Origin of the sequence: Colwellia sp. 20A7, from assembly GCF_009832865.1 — a bacterium.
Taxonomy (GTDB): Bacteria; Pseudomonadota; Gammaproteobacteria; order Enterobacterales; family Alteromonadaceae; genus Colwellia.
The window spans coordinates 782913-799310 of the sequence record NZ_CP047130.1; the positions used below are offsets into that span (position 1 = coordinate 782913).

Consider the following 16398-nt stretch of genomic DNA (forward strand, 5'->3'; position numbering starts at 1 on the left):
AAGTTTACTTTGCAAAACACATGACAACAGAACATAACAACAAACAGCCTATTTACTTGTCGCCAGAAATGTTTCAGCAGCAAGCGACTAACCCTGATGATGAAATAGATTTGCGTGAATTATTTATTACCGTTTGGCAAGGTAAGTGGATTATTATTTTATTTACCTTGTTATTTAGTGTTGCAGCCGTTTTTTATGCGATAAATCAGCCTAATTACTATAAAGCCCAAGTACTCTTATCACCAACATCAGGTGACGGTGGTGGTGGTTTAGGTCAACTAGGCGGTTTAGCGGCATTAGCGGGGGTGAATATTGGCGGTAAAACCGGCGATAAAACCCAATTGGCTATAGCGGTGTTAAAATCACGTGATTTTCAAACCACCTTTGCTAATAAATACCAAATTAAACCCCTTGTTTTTGCCGGCAACGGTTGGAATGAAAAAACGGGTGAATTAACCCTAGATAGTGATATTTACAACACAGCCACTAAAATATGGACAGGTGAAGTAGAAGAAGGGAAGTCAGCCGAACCAACAGATTGGGCTCTCTATAAAGCATTTTCAAGTATTATTGGCGTATCGCAAGACAAAGAAACAGGTTTAGTAACAGTTACAGCAGAGTTTTTATCACCCATACTTGCTAAAGAGTGGGTTGAGCTATTAATTAGTGATTTAAACCAAGTAATGAAAGATAAAGAGTTACAAGAAACTAGTCGTAATATTACCTATTTAAGGCAACAATTAACCACTACATCCATAGCTGATATGCAAAGTGTGTTTTATCAGTTGATTGAAGATCAAATAAAAAATAAAATGTTAGCTGAAGTACAAGACGAGTTTGTTTTTAAAATAGTAGACCCAGCGGTAATACCTGAAGAAAAAAGCAAACCCAAACGAGCATTAATTTGCATTCTAGGCTTTATGCTAGGGGGTATGTTAGGCGTAGTCTTTGTATTAATAAGAACAGCATTTAAAAAAGACAAACAACCGTAGGCCGTCTTCCTGAACTCGATTCAGGATCTAGTCTTTGCTTTAAACGCTTTACAATTAACGCTTTACACTTCACCACAAAGACATAAGGTTCCGTATTAAGTGACCAACGGAATGACAGGGTTAGTGGGTCAAATAGTTAGGTATTATAGGTATGCATTACCGGGAACGAGAGCAAAGCGATTAAGTGCATTATTCACAAAGAGGTTATGAGGCGCTGCGCTTTAGAGAAGACACAAAAAAGAGGTTTATGCTTAAGTCACTGCTCATTTGCTTCTCTTTGTGCAGGGAGGTTTTATTGGTTTTGTTTGTTTTTTCGTCTTCCTGAACTCGATTCAGGATCTAGTTTTTGCACTTAACGCTTAACACTTTACAATTAACACTTTACACGAACAAACTGATTAAAAAATGGTAATAAGAATGCAAAAAATTAGCAGCATTATCGAAAGTATCATTAACAATGCCATCAAAATAGATGATATAGAAGTAATGTGGCTTTATGGCTCCCAAGCAAAAGGTACAGCACACGAACATAGCGATATTGATATCGCCATTGCATTTAAGAATTTTGATCTGTCGGATATAGACAGAAAATTAAGACCAGAAGAACTATCGCTTATATGGTCTGATGAATTGAACTTACCAGATGGCAAATTATCAATTGTCGATATCAATACAGTACCTGTTTACTTAGCATTTAACATTGTTGAATATGGACGCGTTATTAACTCAAAAAATAAAATGAGAGAACTCAAAGAAGTACAACGTATATATAGCCAGTTTGAATATGAAACTATAGAACACAGATAACACAAATAACTCAAAGGTATAAATGTGGTAGACCAAGGATTAACGCTTTACATAAAAGAAGTAAAAAGTCATATAACTGAATATGACCTTGAACTCAAAGAACTAAGCGAGTTAACCAAGTTAAATAATAGAGATTATCGAGCTGCAGAGCGTTTACTTCAATTATTAACAGAAGTCTCGATTGGTTTATCAAAACATTGGTTAAAATCTATTAACAAAGAATCGAGCAGCAACGCCTATCAAACGTTTGTAGCTTTAGAGAGCTTAAATTTAATCAGAGATACAGAGTTAATAGAATGGCGAAAGATTATTGGTTTACGTAACGCATTAGTACATGACTATTTAAATGTAGATAAAGCCATTGTTAAATTGATTATAAAAGATCGGAAATATCAAACAGTACTATTGTTTTGCCAAACGGTTATAACCAAATTACAACTAAATGATAAATGATAATCGCGTTTTGCTTAATGTAGGTCGTGGTATTGCCTACAAGGATGTAGGTACTTAGGTTTGGTCTGGAACTACAAACCTGTAGCCCGACAATGGTATCGAAGATACCAAAGCCTTTTGCGCTTCACGCTTTGCTCTTTACAAGATAAAAAATAAGGTTAAATTAGATTAAAATGAACAAAATGAAAGTTCTCACAGTATTTGGTACTCGTCCCGAAGCAATTAAAATGGCGCCGCTTGTGCATGCACTTGCTGCAGACCCACGATTTGAAGCCAAGTGCTGTGTAACAGCGCAGCATCGTGAAATGCTAGACCAAGTATTAGAGCTATTCGAAATTACGCCAGATTATGACTTAAACATAATGAAAGCAGGTCAAAGCCTTAATGACATTACCTCACGAATTCTTATTCAACTTAAAAGTGTCTTAGAAGAGTTTAAACCTGATGTAGTACTAGTACATGGCGACACGGCAACTACCTTTGCTGCTAGTCTTGCTGCTTACTATCAACAAATTGCAGTAGGCCACGTTGAAGCTGGCTTGCGCACCGGTAATATTTACTCCCCTTGGCCTGAAGAAGGTAATCGTCGTTTAACTGGCGCATTAACCAAATATCATTTTTCGCCAACAGAAGCGTCTAAGCAAAACCTGTTAAAAGAAAACTTCAACCCGAAATATATTTCAGTTACGGGTAATACTGTTATTGATGCATTGCTAATGGTTAAAGGTAAAATTGACTCAGACACTAGTTTAAACAGCAAGTTAGCAGCGCAATTTCCATTTTTAGATGAAACAAAAAAGTTAATACTAGTCACTGGCCATCGCCGTGAAAGTTTTGGTGGTGGTTTTGAGCGAATTTGTGAAGCGTTAGCACAAACGGCTAAGCAACATCCTAGTACACAAATACTTTACCCCATGCACCTTAACCCTAATGTACGTGAGCCTGTGAATCGTATTCTGGCAGGTATTAATAACATTCATTTAATTGAACCACAACAATATTTGCCGTTTATTTACTTAATGGGTCGCGCTCATATTATTTTAACTGACTCTGGTGGTATACAAGAAGAAGCGCCATCACTGGGCAAGCCTGTATTGGTAATGCGTGATACCACAGAGCGTCCAGAAGCCGTTGAATCAGGTACGGTTAAGTTAGTAGGCACTGATGTGGAAAAAATCACCACCAGTTTAACCAAGCTGCTAACCGATGAAGCCGCTTATCAAGCAATGAGTTTTGCTCATAATCCATACGGTGACGGCAAAGCCTGTCAACGTATTTTAGAAACATTAATCGCACAATAAATACAACATAAGTAATTTTTAAGGTTCAAGTATGTCTTTCGAAACAATATCAGTTATCGGCCTTGGTTATATAGGTTTACCTACGGCGGCCATGTTCGCATCACGCAAAAAGAAAGTGATCGGCGTTGATATTAACCAACATGCAGTTGACACCATTAACAAAGGCCAAATACACATAGTTGAGCCAGATCTCGATATGTTAGTAAGTGCGGCGGTGCAACAAGGCTATTTAACAGCAAGCACGGTAGTAAAACCAGCTGATGCATTTTTAATTGCGGTACCTACACCTTTTAAACCATGTGCTGAAGGAGCGATTCCAGAGCCTGATTTAAGCTATATTCACGCCGCTGCAAAAGCAATTGCGCCAGTATTGAAAAAAGGTGATTTAGTCATACTCGAATCCACATCACCAGTGGGAGCAACAGAACAACTAGCAGAATGGTTAGCTGAATATCGTGAAGATTTAACTTTTCCACAACAAGTTGGCGAAGGTTCTGAAGTTAATGTCGCGCATTGTCCAGAGCGGGTATTACCAGGAAAAGTGGTTACTGAACTAGTACAAAACGATCGCGTGATAGGTGGAATGACTAAACGTTGTTCAGAGCGTTCTATTGAATTATATAAAATCTTTGTTATGGGTGAATGCGTTATTACTAATGCACGCACCGCAGAAATGGCGAAATTAACTGAAAATAGCTCTCGTGATGTACAAATAGCCTTCGCTAACGAATTATCTATTATTTGTGAAAAACTAGATATTAATGTGTGGGAGCTTATTTCACTGGCTAACCGTCACCCACGAGTAAATATTCTTCAACCCGGCCCCGGAGTAGGCGGGCATTGTATTGCCGTAGACCCTTGGTTTATTGTTAGTAAAACACCAGAAGAAGCACAAATAATTCATACTGCCCGCAAGGTTAATGATTACAAACCACAGTGGGTTATTGAGCAAGTTAAAATAGCGATAGCAGATTTTTTACAAGCTAACCCAACTAAAACAGCAAAAGAAGTTACTATTGCTTGTTATGGTTTGGCTTTTAAACCTGATATTGATGATTTACGTGAAAGCCCAGCGTTAAATATAGCTAAAGAAATTGCTACATTTCATTCAGCTGAAGTGTTAGCGATTGAGCCGAATATAAAGTCATTGAATATTAAAAATATGCGTTTAGTCACTATTGATGAATCATTAAGTAAAACGGATATACATGTATTGTTAGTTGATCATCAACAGTTTAAAAAAATTAAGCTAAAGGCCGACTTTATCGTTGATACAAAAGGGATCTGGTAAACATGAAAATTTTAGTAACTGGTGGTGCTGGCTTCATTGGCTCAGCCGTTATTCGCCATATTATTGTAAACACTACAGACGAAGTTATTAACCTAGACAAACTAACTTACGCCGGTAATTTAGAGTCTTTAACCTCGGTCGAAAATAATGAACGTTATACATTCGAGCAAGTTGATATTTGTGATCGTGCTGAATTAGATCGTGTTTTCGCCACACACAAACCTGATGCAGTAATGCACCTTGCTGCTGAATCACATGTCGACCGTTCAATCACAGGCCCAAGCGACTTCATCCAAACCAATATAGTAGGCACTTACAACTTATTAGAAGCAGCACGTGTCTATTGGAACACACTTGATGAAACAGCAAAACAAGCATTCAGATTCCACCATATATCAACCGATGAAGTATATGGTGATTTACCACATCCAAGTGATATTGATAATGCTGAATGCTCAAGTCTAAATGATGAATTAAAAGATGATGACAGCAACCAATTAAACATTAAAAATTCACCATTAAACATTAAAAATTCACCATTAAACATTGGCAATCCTCTGCCTTTATTCACTGAAACTACTTCCTACGCACCAAGTAGTCCTTATTCAGCAAGTAAAGCATCAAGTGATCACTTAGTCCGCGCTTGGTTACGTACTTATGGTTTTCCTACCATAATAACTAATTGCTCGAACAATTATGGGCCTTATCACTTTCCCGAGAAGCTAATACCGTTAGTAATTTTAAATGCTCTTGAAGGCAAGGAATTACCTATTTATGGTAAAGGTGATCAAATTCGTGATTGGCTTTATGTAGAGGACCACGCTCGTGCTTTGTATAAAGTAGTTACCGAAGGGGTTATAGGTGAAACCTATAATATTGGCGGTCATAACGAGAAACAAAATATTGAAGTGGTGCAAAGTATTTGTAGTATTTTAGATACGCTAGTACCTAAAAAGACAAAATACGCAGAGCAAATTACTTATGTAACGGATCGCCCTGGACATGACCGCCGATATGCGATTGATGCATCAAAAATGAGTGACGAACTCAACTGGAAACCTGTTGAAACCTTTGATACAGGACTTAAAAAAACGATTCAATGGTATTTAAATAACCAAGTATGGTGTAAAAATGTGCAAGACGGCTCATACAAGCGCGAACGCTTAGGTGAACTAAATACACAAGTTGAAGGAGAGTAGTATGAAAGGAATTATCCTTGCGGGCGGCTCGGGCACTCGTCTTTACCCTATTACAATGGGTGTATCAAAGCAGTTATTACCAATTTATGATAAACCAATGATTTATTATCCACTGTCGGTATTAATGCTAGCAGGCATTCGTGAAGTGCTTATTATAACTACCCCTGAAGATAGCGATTCATTTAAACGCTTGTTAGGTGATGGTTCACGATTTGGTATTGAACTCAACTATACGTCGCAGCCGAGCCCAGACGGCCTAGCGCAGGCTTTTATTTTGGGTGAAGAGTTTGTAGGTAGCGACGATGTATGTTTAGTACTTGGAGATAATATTTTTTATGGACAAGGCTTTACACCAAAATTAAAGCAGGCTGTGGAGAATGCTAAAAGTGGTCAAGGTGCGACTGTTTTTGGTTACCAAGTAAAAGATCCGGAACGATTTGGTGTAGTCGAATTTAACGAGCAACAAAAAGCGATTTCAATTGAAGAGAAGCCAGTCAATCCAAAGTCACACTTTGCAGTAACCGGTTTATATTTTTATGATAATTCTGTAGTTGAACTAGCGAAACAGGTTGAGCCTTCAGCGCGTGGCGAGCTTGAAATTACCTGTCTTAACGAGATGTATTTAGAGCAAGGTAAGTTAAATGTTGAGATGCTTGGTCGCGGTTTTGCTTGGTTAGATACAGGCACGCACGAAAGCCTGCTTGAAGCCGCACAATTTGTAGAAACCATAGAAAAACGCCAAGGCTATAAAATCGCATGCTTAGAAGAAATTGCATTTAATAATGGTTGGTTAAGTAAACAAGAACTTAAAGTACTAGCAAAACCATTTTTAAAAAATAGTTATGGCCAATACCTAATGCAATTGATAAAAGATTAAATAATGATAGCACTTAACAAACCACTAACCCCAGACTTAACGAAGTTGACTGCTTACTTAGCGCAAGTCAACGAGAGTGGCTGGTACTCTAATTTTGGTCCATTACATGAGCAACTCACGAAGCGTCTAGAGGCATACCTAGGTGTTGAAAACTTATTGCTAGTCTCTAATGGTACTCTCGCAATTCAGGTCGCTTGTAAAGCATTAAATATTAATTCAGCTATTACAACCCCTTTTACTTTTGTAGCAACGACTAGCTCGCTATTGTGGCAAGGCATTGACACAGCATTCAGTGATATTGATATGCACAGCTATAACTTATGCCCAATAGCACTTGATAAAGCGCTCGCAAAAGATAGTAACTACGATGGCGTAGTTGCAACTCATGTCTACGGTAACCCATGTAATGTTCACGATATAGCTGACGTCGCCAATAAGTATAATAAAAAAGTAATTTACGATGCGGCACATGCTTTTGATGTGAAAATAGCTGGGCAATCAGTGCTTAATTATGGTGATGCAAGCACGTTAAGTTTTCATGCTACTAAGGTTTTCCATACGGTTGAAGGTGGCGCTATTATTTTCAAATGTAAGGCTGATTTTGATAAAGCTAAGCAACTGATTAATTTTGGTATACAAGCTGATGGAACACTAGGCGCGGCAGGTATCAATGCCAAACTCAACGAATACCAATGTGCTGTAGGTTTAACATTACTTGATGATATTGAAAGTGTTATAAAGCATCGAACAGCGCTATTTGATAGATACACAAATCAGTTGAAAGATGTGGTTGAATTACCACAATGGCATCCGCAAGCAAGCCTCAATGGTGCTTATATGCCTATATACATCGCGGATGCACAAAAGCAGAAAGATGTAATGCAAGCTCTGGCTAAAAATGATATTCAATGCCGTCGCTATTTTACACCCTCACTTGATCTAGCCTATAGCAAACAAAAAAGCTTTGGTTGCGGCAACAGTCAAAAGGTAGCAGGCGGGATCATTTGTTTACCATTGCATAACTCTATGAGCGCTGACGATGTGTTAACCGTCACTAACGTTATTAAGGAAATACTATGAGCTTTGCTGTAATGCAGCCTTATTTATTCCCTTATTTAGGTTATTATCAATTGGTCAATGCTGTAGATAAATTTGTTTTTTATGACGATGTAACCTTTATAAAAGGAGGCTATATAAATCGGAATAACATTCTATCAAATGGTAAAGCTCAGCGTTTTACTATCCCGGTGCCTGGCATGTCATCAAACACATTAATTAATGAACTAAGCTTTGATAAAAATATAAAAAAAATACTTAAAACAATTGAACAAAGTTATAAAAAAGCACCTTACTTTGAGCATGTTTTTCCACTTATTGAATCTGTATTGAATAATGAAAACAGACGTGTGGATCATCTTTGTGCAAAGAGTATTTCAGTCGTGTTTGATTATTTAGGTATTAATAAAGACTTTTATTATTCAAGTGAACTCGAGTATAACCGTGATTTATCTGCTGCTGACAAGTTGATAGCGATGGCAGATATTTTAAAATCAAGTGATTATATAAATAGCCCCGGCGGAAAGTCGCTTTATAATAAAGAATATTTCGCTAAAAAAGAAATATCTTTATCATTTATCGAAATAGAAAAATATGAATACTCGCAAAATACAGGTGAGTTTATACCTCATCTATCAATGATTGATGTATTGATGTGGAATAGTAAATCAGCAATATTAGAGTTGCTGGGAAAACATAAACTAACTTAAGTAGATCATACATGTTCTTACAGATTAGAAATGCAATAATGGAAGAGGCTAAAATTAACCCAAATTTCATTACTCAAAATGTAAACTTAGATTCTTACCTATTAAAAATTGAGGAGCATGCTATGTTCCATAGTGCTTTTACTAAAGACTCGTTGTATGGTTTTATTGCATTTTATGCGAATGATTTAAATTACTATCAAGGATTTATTAGTATGGTACACGTCGCTTCAGGTTATAGAGGCAAAGGAATTGCAAAGACGCTTATAAGTGCAACGTGCCAGACAATGAAAGCATTAGAAATGAAAAGTTGTGCTCTAGAGGTGCTCTGCAGCAACCAAAATGCAATTAATTTATATAAAAGCTTAGGCTTTAAAATAAACGAAGAGCGCTCTGATATTTTATATATGATTAAAGATTTAGAGACAGAGGTTTAAAGTTGTCTTTAAAAAAAAATATAATAGCAAATTATGTAAGCCAAATATATGTAACCGCTATAGGAATACTAATACTACCTTTCTATATAGAGTATATGGGGGCGGAAGCCTATGGGTTAGTTGGCTTTTTTGTATTGTTACAAGCTTGGTTTAACTTGCTTGACTTAGGTTTAACACCCACAATTAGCAGAGAAACAGCTCGTTTTAAATCAGGAGCTACGACTCCTTTAGGGTTTCGTCAAATATACAGAGCGTTGAGTGCTATCTTTTTTATTATTGCGTTAGTTGGGGGGCTCTTTTTATATTTGTTATCAGAAGTAGTTGCCAGAAGATGGTTGAATTTCGATAGCTTAGACACGAATAATGTAATTTTCTCCGTAAAGATAATGGCGCTTACAGTAGCCTTTAGATGGCTTTGTGGCCTCTACAGAGGGGTGATAACTGGGAGTGAGAACCTTGTGTGGCTTAGCTACTTTAATATAGTTATGGCTACATTAAGGTCTTTAGGTGTATTTGTGGTAATGTTTAAATTTGGATTTACAATTTTTACCTTTTTTGTCTATCAGCTAATAATTGCGTTTGTAGAAACTTTAATTCTATTTAACAAGTCGCGTACATTATTACCGGCTATAAACCCTAATTTAGAAGTAATTGGCTGGTCTTTAAAGCCGTTATTGCCTGTACTGAAATTTTCAATGACTATCGCTTTTACTGCATCTATTTGGGTGTTAGTTACTCAAACGGATAAGTTGGTGCTTTCAAATGTATTACCATTAGCTGAATATGGTTATTTCACTTTGGCGGTTTTGGTTGCTGGCGGGATCATGATAATAAGTGGCCCAATTAGTAATGCTGTATTACCTAGAATGACATCATTATTTGCTCAGAATAAAAATATTGAAATGCTAAACGTGTATCACAGCGCAACTCAATTGGTTTCAATCATTGGTGGTGCCGCAGCAATTACTATTTTTTTTAGTGCAGAAAGCTTGTTATTTGCATGGACTGGAGATAACAAACTCTCTGCAGCAGTAGCTCCGATATTACGCCTGTATGTTATAGGGAACAGCTTTTTAATAATTACTTCGTTTCCTTATTATCTTCAATATGCAAAGGGTAATTTGAAGTATCATTTGTATGGAAACTTTATATTTGCAGGTATTTTACTTCCAGCCATAGTACTAGCCGCTAAATATTATGGGGCAGTGGGGGCAGGCTACACTTGGGTTATTATAAATTTTTTATTTTTAACGTTTTGGGTAGGATTTATTCATTATAAAATTGAACCTGGTTTACATCTAAAGTGGTTATTTAATAATGTTATATTTGTGTGCTTTCCAGCGGTATGTGTAGGTTATATTACTCATTATGTAGTATTTGAACCTGTAACAAGATTAGATAATTTCTATGTAGTTATAAGCACCGGTATACCTGTTTTCTTAACTTCTTTATCTTTTTCACCTATAGCAAGAAAGATTTTAGGTGAAAAGTATTTTAATAAGGTAATGTCTTGAACCAAAATAGTAAAATAAAGGTTTCTGTTTGTGTTGTCACTTATAATCAAGAAAATTATATCCGTGATTGTCTAGAAAGTATTGTGAGTCAAAGTACTAATTTTAATTTTGAAGTAATTGTCAGTGATGACTGTTCAACGGATCGTACTGCTGAAATAATTCAAGAATATGCCGATAAGTATGCGTTTATTAGGCCTATCTTACGAAGAGTAAATGTAGGTGCGGGCGCTAACTATTTTAATGTGCATAAATTAGCTATTGGTGAATACGTTAGTCACTGTGATGGTGATGATCTCTTTTTACCAGGTAAGCTCCAAAAACAAGCCGATTTACTTGATGGAAAACCTCTTATTTCGATGACAGCTCATGCTGTTAAGGTTATAGATAGCCAAGAAGTGATTGGGGCTGCTCCCAACTTACCTATAATAGGGAGCGTTGAGCAATTGGTATCTCTTGGGACATACTTTGTGCATAGTAGTGTTATGTATCGGTACAAATGTAGAAAAAAATACCCTGAAGGATTTGAGGCTGTAGATTTCTATGTTTATATTGATACAGCAATTAATGGTCCTGTTTATTTAGATAAATCAGTGCTTGGTTGTTATCGTAAACATGGTGGTGGTGTATCATCAAATCCTGCTTATAAGTCAATGATAGAAGCTTATTATTTAGATGCCTATAATTTAGCCCTTAGCTTGGGGATAAATAAAGCAATAGTAAAAAAAGCGCAAGTACATAAAAAGCTTACCTTCTCTTTAAATCTTTGTTTTATTGGTGATTACTCTGGTTTTAAAAGGTTAGTTGAACTTTCTGGTGAAGAATTTAAATATGCAACTTGGTCACACAAGTTCTTGCATTTAACGAGGCATTTTCCTTTAATTTTTTGTGTTTTATATTTAATAAAAAAAATAAAAAAATAATTTAGTAGAGACTTTTACATGTGTGGTTTTGCGGGTTTTATAAGTATAAAGAAGACTATAGATTTTGGATCGGAATCTGTAGTTAGGGATATGTTAAGTAAAATTAATCATCGTGGTCCAGATGACTCTGGTACTTGGATTGAGGATGGCGTTGCTTTTGGGCATCAACGTTTGTCTATTCATGATCTATCTCCGCTAGGTCATCAGCCTATGCACTCCTATTCAAATCGGTTTGTTGTTGTATTTAATGGCGAGATTTATAATTTCTTAGAGCTTAAAGAAGAGCTTATAGCATCGGGAAGTGTGTTTAAAAGTGAATCTGATACGGAAGTATTACTAGCATGTATTGAAAAGTGGGGAGTAGAAGCCTCTCTTAAAAAGTTTACAGGCATGTTTGCTTTTGCTTTATGGGATAAAGAAAATAAAAAATTATATTTAGCTCGCGATCGCATGGGCGAAAAGCCTCTTTATTATTCAATCCTACCAAGTGGTATTGTTTTTGGCTCGCAATTAGGCAGCTTAACCCAGCACCCTTGCTTTGATAAAGAGCTGGATAGGGATGCTATTGGGTTATATTTAAGACATGGTTATATCCCTGCGCCTTCAAGTGTTTATAAAAACACTAAAAAGTTAATGCCAGGTAATTTTTTAGTTATTGATGTTAGAGGTAATGAAATAATAACTAGTACGCCAGCTGCATATTGGTCATTTAAAAACGTGAGTGAAACATATAAAAATAAAGACAGAATAAATGATCCAAAATTAGCATTAAGTGAGCTAGATGTATTAATCAATAAAAGTGTAAAACAACAATCTCAAGCAGATGTGCCTCTAGGGGCATTTTTATCTGGCGGTATTGATTCGTCTTTAATTACATCTTATATGCAGTCTCAGTCCTCTAAACCAATTAATACTTTTACAATAGGTTTTAAAGACCCTAAATATAATGAAGCTAAATTTGCTAAGGAAATAGCTAACCATTTAGGTACGAATCATACAGAGCATTATATAGACCAGTCTGATTTGTTATCAGTAGTTCCCAAACTCCCACTTGTTTATGATGAACCCTTCGCAGATTCATCGCAGTTACCTACATATATAGTAGGAGCTTTAGCAAAACAAAAAGTAACAGTGGCGTTATCTGGTGATGGTGGTGATGAGTTATTTTGTGGCTATAGTCGTTATGAAAGAACTTACCAGCGCTGGAATAAGGTTAGCAAAATTCCAGAGCCAATCCGTGGCTTAATAAATAGTACAAGTAAACATATTAATGTTTTAAGCAATGTTAATAATTTTAAATTTATGGGTAAAAGTACTCATGAACTAATACGAAGTATTGACTATTTAGGTTGTACTGATTTTAATTCTTTTTATAAGCGCTCTGTATCCACCCTTGCGAATGTAGAATCTCTTGTAAATGGTGCTTCACCTGTTTTATCTGCCTATGATGAGCAAACAGAGCATGACTTATATAGTCATATGATGAATGCTGATTCTATGCAATATTTACCAGATGATATTTTAGTTAAAGTTGATCGGGCTTTTATGGGCTCAAGCCTAGAAGGGCGCATTCCTTTACTTGATCATAACATTATTGAATTTTCAAAAAAAATCCCTGTTGATATTCATAGGTTTGATGGAAAGGGTAAATACTTATTGAGAGAGCTTCTGTATAAAAAAGTACCTAAAAAACTGATAGAGCGTCCTAAGATGGGGTTTGCTATTCCACTTGATGACTGGCTAAGAGGTGCTCTGAATGAGTGGGCTAACAATTTACTTTGTCCATCAAGGCTACAGCAAGATGGTATTTTTGATGTTAATTTCGTTACTAAAATGTGGGGACAGCACCAAAGTAAAGCCAATAACTGGGGAACATTACTTTGGTCAATTTTAATGTTTAATGCTTGGTTAGATGAACAATGAAACTACCAAAGCTAACAATTAAAACATCTCAAGAAGGCTTTTTGTTTCGGTCTTTATTGCTAGTTTTAACATTTTCCTATTTATTCCAATTAAAGTTTTTAAAATTTGAGTGGATGCCAGCTACACGACTCGTTTTTTTACTTTGTACTTTATCTATTGGTATAAAGTTACTTTATTTTTTTAAAAAAGATATTGAAAAAAATATAATTTTTTATTTTTTTCAATCCTGCGTTTTTTTATACGTTATTTGTCAAGCTATTTTACTGCCTACAGACTTTGGAATGCTGAGTAAAATAATAGTGTTTTTAGTTTTTACTCTTTACATAGCGGTCGCAGCATCATTTTTTTTTAGAGATATACAGCACTTTTTAAAAGTAGTTATGATTTGCTGCTGTATTCAATCGGTAATGATATTTATTTCTTTTATATTTCCTGCGTATAGAGATTGGCTTTCAACAATTATGGTTGAAGGCGGTAATATCCCTTTAACGGACGCTTTTAGAGTGCCAGGCTTTTCTCCGGGATCTGGTGCTGGTTTAGCATTAACCATATCAGCGGGAGTTTTTGCTTCTATGGCGCTTTATTGGCGCTCAACAATGTTAAAGCGTAAATTATTATATTTATTTGTATCTTTGTTCATGAGTGCATCTTGCATTTTGGTAGGTAAGTTAGGTCTATTTCTTAGTTTTTTTTATATTTTTATTTTTTTTATAATAGCATCGAGCAATTTAAAACATACGTTTTTTATAGTACTGATGTTTTTCCTTAGTTTATTTATTTTATACCTTAGCTTAGAAATTGATTGGGAGGCAATAGCTTATCCATTAGAGCGTTCTTTTTCAATTTTTTTAAAGGGTGAAGATGCAACCGCTGGGGCAATAGCTAAAATGCCTATACCAGCTCTTGAAATAACAACTATAATAGGCACCGGTTTAGTAACTAATGCTAATGGATTAAATGCATCAGGAAGTGATGTGGGTTATGTTCAAACTTATTATGGGTTTGGGTTGGTCGTTTCTATTTTATTTTATAGTAGTTTATTTTTTTACCTAGCCCGTAGTATTACTAGCTTAACTAACTCAGTTAATAAACTATTATGTATCGTATTTTTTATCCCTTTGTTTATAATTGAGTTCAAAGAGCCATTCATAACCAAAATCACTTACCCAATAATATTACTAATTTTAATTTTCTTATCACAAAAAGAAATGAGGATAAAAAATGCTTAAAGAAGACTTGCGACGAACTTATGATTTAGTCCAAGGTGGGCGCTTAAAAAAAATAATAGGTTGTTATAGAACTCCCGGTTGTCATGCAATAGTAACGTATCGATATGGGCAATGGATTGCTAAGCAAAATATATTAATTCGTGTTTTTTTAGAGCCATGGTGTTTTTTTCAGTATCACCGGATGCGTAGTAAATGGGGGATTGAGATCCCTAGAGTTACAAATATAGATACGGGCCTTTACATAGGTCATCATGGTGGGATCGTTGTTTCTAGCCAAACGAAAATAGGGAAAAATGTTAATTTATCACAAGGTGTTACAATAGGAGTTTCTGGTAAAGGAGACAAACGCGGTGTCCCTGTTATTGGAAATAATGTTTATATTGCACCAGGTGCAAAAGTGTTTGGGAAGATAACGATAGGCGATAATGTATCTATCGGCGCTAATGCTGTCGTTAATCAAGATATTCCGGATAATTCGATTGTAGTTTTGTCTCCTGGTTGTATTGTTTTAGATAAAAAATAAGCTCAATAATGAAAAAAAACACTCCTATTTTGTTAGTTATAGATCATTTCGGCTCAGGTGGGGCACAAAGGCAAATTGTTAATATTGCTAATGGATTGGCTGACTCAGGTGAAAATGTTCATATATTTATATACTACCCTGAATTTACTCATCATAGAGCTAATTTAGATAATCGAGTTGTGGTTCATGAGGCAGTAAAATCGAATAAGTTTGGTTTCTCTGTGGTATTTAAATTGATCAGTTTATTATATAAATACAATTATAAAAGTGCTCTTGTTTTTTTAAACACTCCAGCATTTTATTTGGAGTTAGCTAGTTTATTTTACTTAAAAAAAATTACACTTACTTACTCTGAAAGAACCTCTTTTGAGCTAATGCCAACAAGCTTTTTAAGTAAAGTAAGATATAAATTTCATGGGGTATGTAAAAATATTACTTCAAATTCAATCGTTCAGTCTGAGAAATTAAAGCTAGTTCATGCTAAAAAAAATGTTGTTTATATCCCAAATGCAATGCCAGAGCCTTTTTTTGATATTGAAATTAACCCTCAAGCGATTGAGGAGCGAATATTCACTGTTATAGCGCATACCACACCATTTAAAAATTTTAGATATATTGCCGAAGCACTTATTTTATACAAAACAAATTATTCGTCTCCAGTACCAAAAATATATTGGTATGGTCGAATTATAAAGTCTGATGAGTTTGACTTAGTTGCAAAGTTATTACAGCAGCATGATTTAACTGAAAATTTAGTATTTCGTGGTCCGTCTGAGGATATTCCACATGTATTAGAGAATTCATTTATGCTAATTCATCCTTCCAAATTTGAATCGTCATCCAACTCAGTTGCAGAGGCCTTAGCAACTGGTACTCCAACAATACTTGGCAATATATCTGATCATGAAATTATTTTAAAAGACTCCTCTGCTGGTTTTTTAGTTGATTTAGAAAAACCAATCGAGTTATCGCGTTGTTTAGAGACTACCACAAAAATTGATCTTATTGCATATCAACAGTTATGCGAAAATGCTAAGTATTATGCAACAGAAAGTTTTAAGTCTGAAAGTGTTTTAAAAGAGTATATAAAATTACTTACTAATTAATTTTCATATGAAAGAGGGACGCAATAAGTGCTTAATGTCATACTATGCAAAATAGATAATTTT

Annotated in this window: 16 protein-coding genes; all 16 read left to right on the plus strand. The window is 35.4% G+C overall.

Annotation, left to right across the window (positions count from 1 at the left end):
* The first annotated feature begins 20 nt into the window (after nucleotides 1–20).
* The 16 genes from GQS55_RS03425 to GQS55_RS03500 all read left to right on the plus strand — a co-directional run bounded on the left by GQS55_RS03425 (nucleotide 21) and on the right by GQS55_RS03500 (nucleotide 16335).
* Complete coding sequence (locus tag GQS55_RS03425) at nucleotides 21–992, plus strand: Wzz/FepE/Etk N-terminal domain-containing protein (RefSeq protein ID WP_236559747.1); 972 nt, start codon at nucleotides 21–23, stop codon at nucleotides 990–992.
* Nucleotides 993–1409: 417 nt separating this feature from the next.
* Entirely contained in the window at nucleotides 1410–1799 is a 390-nt protein-coding gene (mntA, locus tag GQS55_RS03430) for a type VII toxin-antitoxin system MntA family adenylyltransferase antitoxin (RefSeq protein ID WP_159817998.1), read from the plus strand.
* 24 nt (nucleotides 1800–1823) lie between these two features.
* Complete coding sequence (gene hepT, locus GQS55_RS03435) at nucleotides 1824–2252, plus strand: type VII toxin-antitoxin system HepT family RNase toxin (RefSeq protein WP_159818000.1); 429 nt, start codon at nucleotides 1824–1826, stop codon at nucleotides 2250–2252.
* A 182-nt stretch (nucleotides 2253–2434) separates the two neighbouring features.
* Nucleotides 2435–3553, plus strand: a complete 1119-nt coding sequence (gene wecB / locus GQS55_RS03440; protein ID WP_201294557.1) for a non-hydrolyzing UDP-N-acetylglucosamine 2-epimerase — start codon at nucleotides 2435–2437, stop codon at nucleotides 3551–3553.
* A gap of 31 nt (nucleotides 3554–3584) precedes the next feature.
* Entirely contained in the window at nucleotides 3585–4844 is a 1260-nt protein-coding gene (wecC, locus tag GQS55_RS03445) for a UDP-N-acetyl-D-mannosamine dehydrogenase (protein WP_159818004.1), read from the plus strand.
* Nucleotides 4845–4846: 2 nt separating this feature from the next.
* Nucleotides 4847–6043 carry a dTDP-glucose 4,6-dehydratase gene (locus GQS55_RS03450; protein ID WP_159818006.1) on the plus strand — a complete coding sequence of 399 codons (1197 nt, stop codon included), beginning with the start codon at nucleotides 4847–4849 and terminating at the stop codon, nucleotides 6041–6043.
* Between the two features lies 1 nt (nucleotide 6044).
* A complete protein-coding gene (gene rfbA, locus GQS55_RS03455) occupies nucleotides 6045–6920 on the plus strand; it encodes a glucose-1-phosphate thymidylyltransferase RfbA (protein ID WP_159818008.1) in 876 nt (291 codons plus the stop codon).
* A gap of 3 nt (nucleotides 6921–6923) precedes the next feature.
* Entirely contained in the window at nucleotides 6924–8000 is a 1077-nt protein-coding gene (locus GQS55_RS03460) for a DegT/DnrJ/EryC1/StrS family aminotransferase (protein WP_159818010.1), read from the plus strand.
* Nucleotides 7997–8686, plus strand: coding sequence for a WbqC family protein (locus GQS55_RS03465; protein WP_159818012.1), 690 nt, complete (start codon nucleotides 7997–7999; stop codon nucleotides 8684–8686). The genes GQS55_RS03460 and GQS55_RS03465 overlap by 4 nt, the downstream gene beginning before the upstream one ends.
* Nucleotides 8687–8724: 38 nt before the next feature.
* On the plus strand, nucleotides 8725–9120 hold the full coding sequence (locus tag GQS55_RS03470; RefSeq protein WP_159818014.1) for a GNAT family N-acetyltransferase: 396 nt from the start codon (nucleotides 8725–8727) through the stop codon (nucleotides 9118–9120).
* Between the two features lie 2 nt (nucleotides 9121–9122).
* Nucleotides 9123–10634, plus strand: a complete 1512-nt coding sequence (locus GQS55_RS03475) for an oligosaccharide flippase family protein (protein ID WP_159818016.1) — start codon at nucleotides 9123–9125, stop codon at nucleotides 10632–10634.
* Complete coding sequence (locus GQS55_RS03480) at nucleotides 10631–11554, plus strand: glycosyltransferase (RefSeq protein ID WP_159818018.1); 924 nt, start codon at nucleotides 10631–10633, stop codon at nucleotides 11552–11554. The genes GQS55_RS03475 and GQS55_RS03480 overlap by 4 nt, the downstream gene beginning before the upstream one ends.
* 18 nt (nucleotides 11555–11572) lie before the next feature.
* A complete protein-coding gene (gene asnB, locus GQS55_RS03485) occupies nucleotides 11573–13477 on the plus strand; it encodes an asparagine synthase (glutamine-hydrolyzing) (protein WP_159818020.1) in 1905 nt (634 codons plus the stop codon).
* Nucleotides 13474–14706: a hypothetical protein gene (locus GQS55_RS03490; protein ID WP_159818022.1), complete on the plus strand. Its 1233-nt coding sequence runs from the start codon at nucleotides 13474–13476 to the stop codon at nucleotides 14704–14706. The genes asnB and GQS55_RS03490 overlap by 4 nt, the downstream gene beginning before the upstream one ends.
* Nucleotides 14699–15229, plus strand: a complete 531-nt coding sequence (locus tag GQS55_RS03495; protein WP_159818024.1) for a serine O-acetyltransferase — start codon at nucleotides 14699–14701, stop codon at nucleotides 15227–15229. Before GQS55_RS03490 ends, GQS55_RS03495 begins: the two co-directional genes overlap by 8 nt.
* Nucleotides 15230–15237: 8 nt before the next feature.
* Nucleotides 15238–16335 carry a glycosyltransferase gene (locus GQS55_RS03500; protein WP_159818026.1) on the plus strand — a complete coding sequence of 366 codons (1098 nt, stop codon included), beginning with the start codon at nucleotides 15238–15240 and terminating at the stop codon, nucleotides 16333–16335.
* The last annotated feature ends 63 nt before the right edge of the window (nucleotides 16336–16398 follow it).